Here is a 12,095-nt window from a genome sequence, read left to right on the forward strand (position 1 = left end):
CATCTGTTCAGGTTGGACGCTGAGAAAGAAAGCAGCGTTACCAGCTGATTGTCGACAATCACTCATATTGCTTTGACTGAAAAGCCGTTTATGGCTAGATTTACGCCTATTCAGTCAGCGAGTGTCGACAATGCTGGAAATAGTCGAGAAGGCAGCGCCAACCGTAGACGATCCCGAAACTCTGTCTGAAAATGTTTTTCGACGTATTCAGTCGGCCATCGTCAAAGGCGAAATCGCCCCCGGAAGCAAGATTTCCGAGCCGGAACTGGCCCGCACCTACGGCATCAGTCGCGGGCCGCTGCGCGAAGCGATTCATCGCCTTGAAGGGCAGCGACTGGTGGTTCGCGTGCCGCATGTCGGCGCCCGCGTTGTTGCGCTGAGCCACGCCGAGCTGATCGAGCTCTACGAAATTCGCGAATCCCTTGAAGGCATGGCCTGTCGCCTGGCTGCCGAGCGCATGACCCAGGCTGAAATAGAGGAGCTGCGCAGCGTACTGGACACCCATGAGCGCGACGTAGCGTTTCAGGCGGGTATCGGCTATTACCAGCAGGAAGGCGATTTCGATTTTCATTACCGGATCATTCAGGGCAGCGGCAACCGCACCCTCAGCCAGATGCTCTGCGGTGAGCTTTATCAACTGGTGCGCATGTACCGCATCCAGTTTTCCACCACACCCAATCGGCCTCGTCAGGCCTTTGCCGAACACCACCGGATTCTCGACGCCATTGCCGAGCGTGACGGCGAGCTGGCTGAATTGTTGATGCGCCGTCATATCGGTGCGTCCAGACGCAACATCGAGCGCCACTATCAGGCGGCTTCCCAGAAGACTTCGGACCGAGGTGAACAATGAGTCACAACAACAGTACTCCCGGCCAGCGCTTCCGCGATGCGGTTGCCAGCGAACAGCCGTTGCAGGTGGTCGGCGCGATCAACGCGAATCATGCGCTGCTGGCAAAACGGGCGGGTTTCAAGGCTATCTATCTGTCTGGCGGAGGAGTGGCGGCAGGTTCGCTGGGTATTCCGGATCTGGGGATTACCGGTCTGGAAGATGTGCTGATCGATGTTCGGCGCATCACGGACGTGTGTGATTTGCCGCTGCTGGTGGATGTCGACACCGGCTTCGGTTCCTCTGCATTCAATGTGGCGCGTACCGTGCGCTCAATGATCAAGGCCGGCGCAGCGGCGATTCATATCGAAGATCAGGTCGGCGCCAAGCGCTGCGGCCATCGTCCAAACAAGGAAATCGTTTCACAGCAGGAAATGGTCGACCGCATCAAGGCGGCCGTCGATGCGCGAACCGATGACAGCTTCGTGATCATGGCGCGCACCGATGCGCTGGCGGTCGAAGGTCTGGAATCGGCGCTGGAGCGGGCTGCCGCGTGCATCGAAGCGGGTGCGGACATGGTCTTCCCCGAGGCAATTACCGAACTGGCGATGTACAAGCTGTTCGCCCATCGCGCCGGTGTGCCGATTCTGGCCAATATCACTGAATTTGGTGCGACACCGCTGTTTACCGTTGACGAATTGCGCGAAGCCAGCGTGTCGCTGGTGCTCTATCCCCTTTCTGCATTCCGCGCCATGAACAAGGCCGCGGAAACCGTTTACGGCGCGATTCGTCGCGACGGCAGCCAGAAAAACGTGATCGACACAATGCAGACCCGCATGGAGCTGTACGACGCTATCGATTACCACACCTTCGAGCAGAAACTGGATGCGCTGTTTGCGCAGAAGAAGGGGTGATGAGCTGAGACCATAATCGCTCTCGTTCCTACGCTCTGCGTCCGACCTTGAGCACGTGGCGCGGCACGAGAGTTATTGTGCTTCGCGTTCCATCACACAAAAACAAAATTGGAGAACACCATGGCTGAAGCAAAAGTATTGAGTGGTGCCGGGCTACGCGGGCAGGTTGCCGGGCAGACCGCACTGTCGACAGTGGGCATGGCCGGTGCCGGGCTGACCTATCGCGGCTATGACGTGCGTGAACTGGCCGCCGAGGCCCGCTTCGAGGAAGTCGCCTATCTGCTGCTGTACGGCGAATTGCCTGATCAAGCGCAACTGTCCGACTACATGGACAAGCTCAAGAGCCTGCGTGATCTGCCGCAGGCCTTGAAAGAGGTGCTGGAGCGCATCCCCGCCGACACTCATCCGATGGATGTTATGCGCACCGGTGCATCGATGCTCGGCACGCTGGAGCCAGAGCGCAGTTTTGATCAGCAGCGCGACGCCACCGACCGCTTGCTCGCGGCCTTCCCGGCGATCATGTGTTACTGGTATCGCTTCAGCCACGACGGCAAGCGCATCGACTGCACCACGAGCGAAGACTCCATTGGCGGGCATTTTCTGCACCTGTTGCTGGACAAGGCCCCCAGCGAGTTGCACCGCAAGGTCATGGACGTGTCGCTGATTCTGTACGCCGAGCATGAATTCAACGCTTCGACCTTTACCGCACGGGTGTGCGCGTCGACCCTTTCTGACCTGTTTTCCTGCGTCACGGCAGCCATTGGCACCCTGCGCGGTCCGCTGCACGGCGGGGCCAACGAGGCGGCGATGGAAATGATCCAGCGTTTTGCGTCGGCTGAAGAAGCGACCCAGGGCACCTTGGGCATGCTGGAGCGCAAGGAAAAGATCATGGGCTTCGGTCATGCGATCTATAAAGAGTCCGACCCGCGTAACGAGGTGATCAAGGGCTGGTCGAAAAAACTCGCCGCTGAGGCAGGTGATAGCGTGCTGTTTCCGGTTTCCGAGGCCATCGACAAGGTCATGTGGGAGCAGAAAAAGCTGTTCCCCAACGCCGACTTCTATCACGCATCGGCCTACCATTTCATGGGCATTCCGACCAAGCTGTTCACCCCGATTTTTGTCTGTTCGAGACTCACAGGCTGGGCCGCCCACGTTTTCGAGCAGCGCGCCAACAACCGCATTATTCGCCCAAGTGCCGAATACATTGGTGTCGAGCAGCGTCGCTTCGTGCCCATCGAACAGCGCTGAAAAAAGGGGCAGGGGAGCCGCTGACGAGCTTCCCGCCCGTATTCCGAACATTCCGTGAGCGAGTCCCGCAATGAACAGTGAATTTCGCAAACCGCTCCCCGGCACCCGACTGGATTATTTCGATGCGCATGCGGCGGTCGAAGCGATCAAGCCTGGTGCATACGCTACGTTGCCGTATACCTCGCGGGTGCTGGCCGAAAACCTCGTGCGCCGCTGCGATCCAGCAACACTGACGGCTTCGCTGACGCAGCTAATCGAGCGCAGGCGCGATCTGGACTTTCCCTGGTTTCCGGCGCGGGTCGTGTGCCATGACATTCTTGGCCAGACCGCACTGGTAGACCTCGCCGGGCTGCGCGATGCCATCGCTTCCCAAGGCGGCGACCCGGCGCTGGTCAACCCGGTGGTGCCGGTGCAGTTGATTGTCGATCACTCTCTGGCTGTCGAGGCTGATGGCAACGACCCGCAGGCCTTCGCAAAGAACCGTGCCATCGAGGATCGCCGTAACGAAGACCGTTTTCACTTCATCGACTGGACCAAGCTGGCGTTCAAGAACGTCGAAGTGATCCCGCCGGGCAACGGCATCATGCACCAGATCAATCTGGAGAAAATGTCGCCGGTGGTGCAGGTTCTCGATGGTGTGGCATTCCCGGACACACTGGTTGGCACCGACAGCCATACCCCGCATGTGGACGCACTGGGTGTGATTGCCATTGGCGTCGGCGGCCTTGAAGCTGAAAACGTGATGCTCGGCCGTGCTTCCTGGATGCGCCTGCCGGACATCATCGGCGTCGAACTGACCGGTCGCCGTCAGCCGGGCATCACCGCCACTGATGTGGTGCTGGCCCTGACCGAATACCTGCGTCAGCAGAAGGTCGTCGGCGCGTATCTCGAATTCTTCGGTGCGGGTGCGTCCAGCCTGACCCTGGGCGACCGGGCGACGATCTCCAACATGGCGCCGGAATACGGCGCGACAGCGGCGATGTTTTCCATTGATTCGCAAACCATCGATTACCTGCGCCTGACCGGCCGTGAAGACGAGCAGGTCAAGCTGGTCGAGCTGTATGCCCGGCACACCGGTTTGTGGTCAGACAGCCTGAGCGAAGTGGAATACGAGCGGGTGCTGAGCTTCGATCTGTCCAGCGTGGTGCGCAACATGGCCGGGCCGTCCAACCCGCACTCGCGGGTGGCGACTGCCGATCTGGCGGCCAGAGGCATTGCCGGGCAGTGGGACGACGTGCCAGGGCAGATGCCCGATGGCGCAGTGATCATCGCGGCGATCACCAGTTGCACCAACACCAGCAACCCGCGCAACGTGATTTCGGCAGGCCTGCTGGCGCGTAACGCCAACCGTCTGGGGCTCGGCCGCAAGCCGTGGGTGAAATCTTCTCTGGCGCCGGGATCGAAAACCGTGGCGCTGTACCTGGATGCGGCAGGGCTTACGTCCGAGCTGGAACAACTGGGTTTCGGCGTGGTGGCATTTGCCTGCACCACCTGTAACGGCATGTCCGGATCGCTTGATCCGCTGATCCAGCAGGAAATCATTGACCGTGATCTTTACGCCACGGCGGTCCTGTCCGGTAACCGAAATTTCGATGGGCGCATTCACCCTTACGCCAAACAGGCCTTTCTGGCCTCGCCGCCCTTGGTAGTGGCTTATGCGATTGCCGGGACCATTCGGTTCGACATTGAAAATGATGTGCTGGGTATCGCCGAGGGTAAGGAAATTCGCCTCAAGGATATCTGGCCCAGCGATGAAGAGATCGATGCAGTGGTGCAGGCTTCGGTCAGGCCGGAACAGTTCCGTCAGGTCTACATCCCGATGTTTGCCATCGAAGAACACACCGGGCCGAAGGTCGAGCCGTTGTATGACTGGCGTCCGATGAGCACCTATATTCGTCGTCCGCCCTATTGGGAAGGCGCTCTGGCCGGGGAGCGTACGCTCAAGGGCATGCGTCCGCTGGCAGTGCTGCCCGACAACATCACCACCGATCACCTGTCGCCATCCAACGCGATCATGCGCGACAGCGCAGCGGGCGAATACCTGGCGAAAATGGGCTTGCCGGAGGAGGATTTCAATTCCTACGCCACCCATCGCGGCGATCACCTGACCGCCCAACGGGCGACCTTCGCCAACCCGCAACTGGTCAACGAAATGGCCGTGGTCGACGGCAAGGTGAAAAAAGGTTCGCTGACGCGCATAGAGCCGGACGGTCAGGTCACGCGCATGTGGGAGGCCATCGAAACCTACATGGCACGCAAGCAGCCGCTGATCATTATTGCCGGTGCCGACTACGGTCAGGGCTCGTCCCGCGACTGGGCAGCCAAAGGCGTCAGGTTGGCAGGCGTCGAAGCGATTGCAGCAGAAGGTTTCGAGCGCATTCATCGGACCAACCTGGTCGGCATGGGCGTACTGCCGCTGGAGTTCAAATCAGGCACTAGTCGCCTGACCCTGGGCATTGACGGTAGCGAGACCTTCGACGTGATCGGCCAGCGCACACCGCGCGCGACGTTGACGCTGGTAATCCAGCGTAAAAACGGCGAACGCGTCGAGGTGCCAGTGACCTGTCGCCTGGACACCGCCGAAGAACTCTCGATCTACGAAGCCGGTGGCGTGCTGCAGCGTTTTGCTCAGGATTTTCTGGAGGCCACTGCATCATAGCTGCGCTGGAGCGTGAGGAACGATAAGCGTGCGCAAGAGCACTATCGTGCCCATGCTCCGCGTGGGCACGCAGTTCTGGACGCTCTGCGTCCGATTTTGAGCGCGTAGCGCGCTCTTCTAACAGGACAACGAATTCATGGCTAACGCACCACAGATCCGCATCCCTGCCACCTACATGCGCGGCGGCACCAGCAAGGGTGTTTTTTTCAGGCTGACTGATTTGCCTGAAACCGCACAAACGCCCGGTCCTGCGCGTGATGCACTGCTGCTGCGGGTCATCGGCAGCCCCGACCCCTATGAAAAGCAGATCGACGGCATGGGCGGTGCGACGTCGAGCACCAGTAAAGCAGTCATTGTGTCGCGTAGCAGCAGGCCCGGTCACGATGTCGACTACCTGTTCGGTCAGGTGTCCATCGACAAGCCCTTCATCGACTGGAGCGGCAATTGCGGCAACCTGTCGGCGGCCGTAGGGTCTTTTGCCATCGCCCGTGATCTGGTCGACGCCAGCCATGTGCCGCAGGACGGTATCGCCATCGTACGCATCTGGCAGGCCAACATCGGCAAGACGATCATTGCCCATGTGCCGGTCAGCAACGGCGAAGTGCAGGAAACCGGCGACTTCGAGCTGGATGGCGTGACCTTTCCAGCAGCGGAGGTGCAGCTTGAGTTTCTTGACCCTGCGGCGGATGAAGAGGGCGCAGGCGGCACGATGTTTCCCACCGGTAATCTGGTGGATGACTTGCAAGTGCCCGGTGTCGGTACATTCAAGGCGACCCTGATCAACGCTGGGATTGCGACCATCTTCGTCAATGCTGCCGATATCGGTTACAGCGGCACTGAGCTACAGGGCGACATCAATGGCGATCCGCTTGCGCTTGCCCGTCTGGAAGCCATCCGCGCCTACGGTGCCTTGCGCATGGGCCTGATTTCCAGCATCGATGAAGCTGCCACGCGGCAGCACACGCCCAAGGTCGCCTTTGTCGCCCGCCCGGCCAATTACGTTTCCTCCAGTGGCAAGCCTGTCGCAGCGCAGGACATCGACCTGCTGGTGCGTGCCGTGTCGATGGGCAAGTTGCACCACGCGATGATGGGCACTGCTGCAGTGGCTATCGGCACTGCGGCGGCCATTCCCGGAACGCTGGTGAATCTGGCAGCGGGTGGCGAGGCACGCAACGCAGTCCGTTTTGGCCATCCGTCGGGCACGCTGCGCGTCGGTGCTCAGGCCCTTGAGGAGGGCGGCGAATGGAAAGTCACCAAGGCGATCATGAGCCGCAGCGCCAGAGTATTGATGGAGGGCTGGGTGCGAGTGCCGCCGCAGGACGACTGAAATCCCTATTTGAAGCGTCGCTCGACACCTTTTTCCACCAGCACCTTGGCGGAGATCTCTTCCACCGAAAAATGCGTCGAGTTGATGTGCGCAATGTTCTCGCGGCGGAACAGGCTTTCCACCTCGCGCACTTCGAATTCGCACTGCGCGTAGCTGGAATAGCGGCTGTTGGGCTTGCGCTCGTGGCGGATCGCGGTGAGGCGGTCCGGATCGATGGTCAGGCCGAACAGCTTTTCACGATGCTGCTTGAGCGCAGCCGGCAGTTGCAGGCGCTCCATGTCGTCTTCGGTCAGCGGATAGTTGGCCGCTCGGATGCCAAATTGCATGGCCATGTACAGGCAGGTCGGGGTCTTGCCGCAGCGCGAGACGCCGACCAGGATGATGTCGGCCTTGTCGTAATAGTGCGTGCGCGCGCCGTCGTCGTTGTCCAGCGCGAAATTGACCGCTTCGATCCGCTCCATATAGTTGGAGTTGTGGCCGATGGAATGCGACTTGCCCACCGAATACGAGGAGTGTGAACTAAGCTCCTGCTCCAGCGGGGCCAGGAAGGTCGAGAAGATGTCGATCATGAAGCCGTTGGACGTCGCCAGAATCTCGCGGATGTCCTGATTGACGATGGTGTCGAAGATGATCGGCCTCACATCATCTTTCTCGGCGGCATTATTGATTTGTTGTACCATCGCCCGCGCCTTCTCGACGCTGTCGATATAGGGCCTGGTGAACTTGTTGAAGGTAATGTTTTCAAATTGTGCCAACAGGCTTTGCCCCAGGGTCTCGGCAGTAATGCCGGTGCCGTCGGAGATGAAAAAAGCAGATCGTTTCATTGTTGTCCCTGGCTTAAGCAACTGACGATTTCTGGATATCATAGGCGTGCCTGCCTTCCCTGAGGGCCAGCAGGCTCACCTTTTTTGCAGGTTCAGGCGTTTGCCTGACCCGACACGCCCGAGGCCACTCTACACGCGCCTCGGGTGCATGAGCTTTTCCCAACAACAAACACAGTTAGTGGAGAGATCACCTTGGTAGAGTACGTAGTTTCCCTCGATAAGCTCGGCGTCCATGATGTAGAGCATGTGGGGGGCAAAAACTCGTCCCTCGGCGAGATGATCAGCAACCTCGCAGGCGCTGGTGTTTCAGTGCCGGGTGGCTTCGCGACTACCGCCCAGGCTTATCGTGATTTCCTCGAACTCAGCGGCCTGAACGACCAGATCCATGCGGCGCTGGATGCACTGGATGTTGACGACGTCAATGCCCTGGCCCGTACGGGCGCGCAGATCCGTCAGTGGATCATGGAAGCCGAGTTCCCGGAGAAGCTCAACGCCGAGATACGTACTGCGTTTGCCGAGCTGTCGGCAGGCAATCCGAACCTGGCCGTGGCCGTGCGTTCTTCCGCTACCGCCGAAGACTTGCCGGATGCCTCGTTTGCCGGTCAGCAGGAAACCTTCCTTAATATCCGTGGCGTCGAAAACGTGATTCGTGCCGCCAAGGAAGTCTTTGCTTCGCTGTTCAACGACAGGGCGATTTCCTACCGAGTGCATCAGGGCTTCGACCACAAGCTGGTGGCGCTGTCGGCCGGCGTGCAGCGCATGGTGCGCTCCGAAACCGGTACGGCGGGTGTGATGTTCACCCTGGACACCGAATCCGGTTTCCGCGATGTCGTGTTTATCACCGGTGCCTACGGCCTGGGCGAAACGGTCGTGCAGGGCGCGGTCAACCCGGACGAGTTCTACGTACACAAAGACACGCTGGCTGCTGGCCGCCCGGCGATTTTGCGCCGTAACCTGGGCAGCAAAGCTATCAAGATGATTTACGGCGAAGAAGCCTCGGCGGGCAAGTCGGTCAAGGTGATCGACGTCGAGCCTGCCGACCGTGCGCGTTTCTGCCTGACCGACGCCGAAGTCTCCGAGCTGGCCAAACAGGCGATGATCATCGAGAAGCACTACAAGTGCCCGATGGACATCGAGTGGGCCAAGGACGGTGACGACGGCAAGCTGTACATCGTGCAGGCGCGTCCGGAAACCGTGAAGAGCCGCGCGTCGGCGAACGTCATGGAACGTTACCTGCTCAAGGAGACCGGCAAGGTGCTGGTCGAAGGTCGCGCCATCGGCCAGCGCATCGGTGCTGGCAAGGTACGGATCATCAAGGACGTGTCCGAAATGGACAAGGTACAGCCCGGCGATGTGCTGGTCTCGGACATGACCGATCCGGACTGGGAACCGGTCATGAAGCGCGCCAGCGCCATCGTCACCAACCGCGGCGGTCGTACCTGCCATGCGGCAATTATCGCTCGCGAGCTGGGCATTCCTGCCGTGGTGGGCTGTGGTAACGCCACGCACCTCTTGCAGGATGGTCAGGGCGTGACAGTCTCCTGTGCCGAGGGTGACACGGGTTATATCTTTGAAGGCGAGCTGGGTTTCGACATCAAGACCAACTCCGTCGACGCCATGCCTGATCTGCCGTTCAAGATCATGATGAACGTCGGCAACCCGGACCGTGCCTTCGATTTTGCGCAGTTGCCCAACGCCGGTGTCGGCCTCGCGCGTCTGGAGTTCATCATCAACCGCATGATCGGCGTGCACCCCAAGGCGCTGCTGAACTATTCGCTGCTGCCGCCGGAAATCAAGGACAGCGTCGACAAGCGTATTGCCGGTTACGATGATCCGGTCGGTTTCTACGTCGAGAAACTGGTCGAAGGCATCAGTACCCTTGCCGCCGCTTTTACGCCGAAAAAGGTCATCGTGCGCCTGTCGGACTTCAAGTCCAACGAGTACGCCAATCTGATCGGCGGCAAGCTCTACGAGCCTGAAGAAGAAAACCCGATGCTGGGCTTCCGCGGTGCGTCGCGTTACATCAGCGAAAACTTCCGTGATTGCTTTGAGCTGGAATGCCGTGCGCTCAAGCGTGTGCGGGAAGAAATGGGCCTGACCAACGTCGAAATCATGGTGCCGTTCGTGCGCACGCTGGGTGAGGCGAGCCAGGTCATCGACCTGCTGGCGGCCAACGGCCTGAAGCGTGGCGAGAATGGCCTGCGCATCATCATGATGTGTGAGTTGCCGTCCAACGCGATTCTGGCGGAAGAGTTTCTCGAATACTTCGACGGTTTCTCGATTGGCTCCAACGACCTGACTCAGTTGACGCTTGGTCTGGATCGCGACTCCGGGGTCATTGCTCATCTGTTCGACGAGCGTAACCCGGCGGTCAAGAAGTTGCTGTCCAACGCCATTCAGGCGTGCAACAAGGCCGGCAAGTACATCGGTATCTGCGGTCAGGGGCCTTCCGATCACCCGGATCTGGCACGCTGGCTTATGGATCAGGGGATCGAGAGCGTTTCACTCAATCCTGATTCGGTTCTTGAGACCTGGTTCTTCCTGGCCGAGGCGCAGGCGCCTGTCTGATGTGACGCGGAGCTGACCTGAGCCGTCATGTGGGTCAGGTGTTTGAAAGAGGCGGTTTCTTCGGAAGCCGCCTTTTTTATGGGGTGCCACACAAGCGCCCGAACGCAGTGATTCATCCCGTCTGTCCAGCCAGATAAAGAGTGATATGCAGAGCAGCAGCCAGATTTTTCCCGTTGCCTTGATCAGTGCCGAACGTTGCGGCGATCTGGTTGAGGACGTTTACCGTCTCAAGCCTGCCAACAGTCCTGACCCGAGCGTCGAGCTGGTGGTGACCCGGCTGGGTCAGGTCGATCAGCACGACGTACGTGGCATTCCGGTGATTCTGCTGCACGGCAGCTTCTCCAACCGACGTTTCTGGTATTCGCCAAAGGGCATTGGCCTGGGGGCGTATCTCGCCCGTGCCGGTTACGACGTGTGGATTCCGGAGATGCGTGGGCATGGCCTGTCGTCGCGCAACCAGAGCTACCGCGCCAATTGCGTCGCGCAATACGCCCGGTTCGACTTGCCGGCCATCGCTGCGTTCGTCATTGAGCAAAGCGCTCGGATACCGCACTGGATCGGCCATTCGCTGGGCGGTACTACCTTGGCGGCGGCACTGGGTGGTCAGCATCTGGGGCCGGACAAGGTAGCGTCGGTGGCACTGTTCGGCAGTCAGGTCAGTCGCACGTACTGGCCACTGAAAATTCCGCCGCTGCAATGGTCGGCTCGCTTGCTGCTGCGGTCGTTCGAGCACATCTCCGGGCCGCGTTTCAAGCGTGGCCCGGAAGACGAGCCGATTGGCCTGGTACTCGAAAGCCTGCGCTGGCATGGCCTGTTCGGTCGTTTTGGCGAACGCGATAATAATTGGTGGGAAGGCCTTAAAACGGTTCAAGTGCCGGTTCTGGCAGTCGCGGCGGCTGGCGATCATCAGGACCCGGTCTGGGCCTGTCGCATGCTGTTCGATCAGATCGGGGGAGACCAGCACAGGCAGTTCCTCTGCCTGGGACGCGAACAGGGTTTCAGTGATGACTTTGATCATGTGCAGATGCTGATCAGTAAAGCCGCGCAACAGCAGGTCTGGCCGCGTGTACTCGGCTGGCTGAGTGAGCAGTCTGTTCCTGAACAGGTTGCAGAGTTTCAGGCGGCAGTGGGCAGTTAGCGGTTAAAGTCGCTATGGTTAGCGTTCAGCCGGTCGTGTCGGATCAGGTTCAATCTGCTCGCGATCCAATGCCTCTACGCCCCAGTGACAGGAGTTACCCTTATGCATTACATCACCCCCGATCTGTGCGACGCCTATCCGCAACAGGTGCAGGTCGTCGAGCCGATGTTCAGCAACTTTGGCGGACGTGATTCGTTTGGCGGCCAGATCGTTACCCTCAAATGCTTTGAAGACAACTCGCTGGTCAAGGAGCAGGTTGAACTCGACGGCAGGGGCAAAGTACTGGTGGTCGATGGTGGCGGTTCTCTGCGCTGCGCCTTGCTGGGTGACATGCTGGCTGAAAAGGCTGCCCACAACGGCTGGGAAGGCCTGGTGATCTACGGCTGCGTGCGCGATGTGGACATGCTGGCCCAGACCGATCTGGGCGTCCAGGCGCTGGCCAGTTATCCAAAACGCTCCGAAAAACGCGGTGTGGGGCAGCTGGATCTGCCCGTGACTTTCGGCGGTGTGACCTTCCGCCCGGGTGAGTACCTGTACGCCGACAACAATGGCGTTATTATTTCTCCCTCTCCTTTGACCATGCCGGAATAA

Annotated in this window: 9 protein-coding genes; 8 read left to right on the forward strand and 1 reads right to left on the reverse strand. The window is 59.7% G+C overall.

Features of this window, described 5'->3' with window-relative positions:
- Positions 1-130: 130 nt before the first annotated feature.
- The 5 genes from N018_RS09595 to prpF all read left to right on the forward strand — a co-directional run bounded on the left by N018_RS09595 (position 131) and on the right by prpF (position 6,974).
- Entirely contained in the window at positions 131-850 is a 720-nt protein-coding gene (locus N018_RS09595; protein WP_024644925.1) for a GntR family transcriptional regulator, read from the forward strand.
- A complete protein-coding gene (gene prpB, locus N018_RS09600) occupies positions 847-1,740 on the forward strand; it encodes a methylisocitrate lyase (RefSeq protein ID WP_025389423.1) in 894 nt (297 codons plus the stop codon). Before N018_RS09595 ends, prpB begins: the two co-directional genes overlap by 4 nt.
- Before the next feature lie 120 nt (positions 1,741-1,860).
- Complete coding sequence (gene prpC / locus N018_RS09605; RefSeq protein WP_025389424.1) at positions 1,861-2,988, forward strand: bifunctional 2-methylcitrate synthase/citrate synthase; 1,128 nt, start codon at positions 1,861-1,863, stop codon at positions 2,986-2,988.
- A 70-nt stretch (positions 2,989-3,058) separates the two neighbouring features.
- Complete coding sequence (gene acnD, locus N018_RS09610) at positions 3,059-5,647, forward strand: Fe/S-dependent 2-methylisocitrate dehydratase AcnD (RefSeq protein ID WP_025389425.1); 2,589 nt, start codon at positions 3,059-3,061, stop codon at positions 5,645-5,647.
- A 136-nt stretch (positions 5,648-5,783) separates the two neighbouring features.
- The gene (gene prpF, locus N018_RS09615; RefSeq protein WP_025389426.1) at positions 5,784-6,974 is read left to right on the forward strand and encodes a 2-methylaconitate cis-trans isomerase PrpF; all 1,191 of its coding nucleotides are present in this window, start codon (positions 5,784-5,786) and stop codon (positions 6,972-6,974) included.
- Positions 6,975-6,979: 5 nt separating this feature from the next.
- Here prpF and ppsR read toward each other — a convergent pair whose 3' ends face one another.
- Positions 6,980-7,798 carry a posphoenolpyruvate synthetase regulatory kinase/phosphorylase PpsR gene (gene ppsR / locus N018_RS09620; protein WP_024644920.1) on the reverse strand — a complete coding sequence of 273 codons (819 nt, stop codon included), beginning with the start codon at positions 7,796-7,798 and terminating at the stop codon, positions 6,980-6,982.
- A 192-nt stretch (positions 7,799-7,990) separates the two neighbouring features.
- Here ppsR and ppsA point away from each other — a divergent pair, with 192 nt between their 5' ends.
- From ppsA to rraA, 3 genes are all read left to right on the forward strand, one after another.
- Positions 7,991-10,366 (forward strand): phosphoenolpyruvate synthase, encoded by a 2,376-nt coding sequence (gene ppsA, locus N018_RS09625; protein ID WP_024644919.1) that lies wholly within the window; start codon positions 7,991-7,993, stop codon positions 10,364-10,366.
- A 145-nt stretch (positions 10,367-10,511) separates the two neighbouring features.
- A complete protein-coding gene (locus tag N018_RS09630) occupies positions 10,512-11,504 on the forward strand; it encodes an alpha/beta fold hydrolase (protein WP_025389427.1) in 993 nt (330 codons plus the stop codon).
- A gap of 102 nt (positions 11,505-11,606) precedes the next feature.
- The gene (gene rraA, locus N018_RS09635) at positions 11,607-12,095 is read left to right on the forward strand and encodes a ribonuclease E activity regulator RraA (protein WP_024644917.1); all 489 of its coding nucleotides are present in this window, start codon (positions 11,607-11,609) and stop codon (positions 12,093-12,095) included.

Source organism: Pseudomonas syringae CC1557 (genome assembly GCF_000452705.1).
In the GTDB taxonomy this organism is placed as follows: Bacteria; Pseudomonadota; Gammaproteobacteria; order Pseudomonadales; family Pseudomonadaceae; genus Aquipseudomonas; species Aquipseudomonas syringae_F.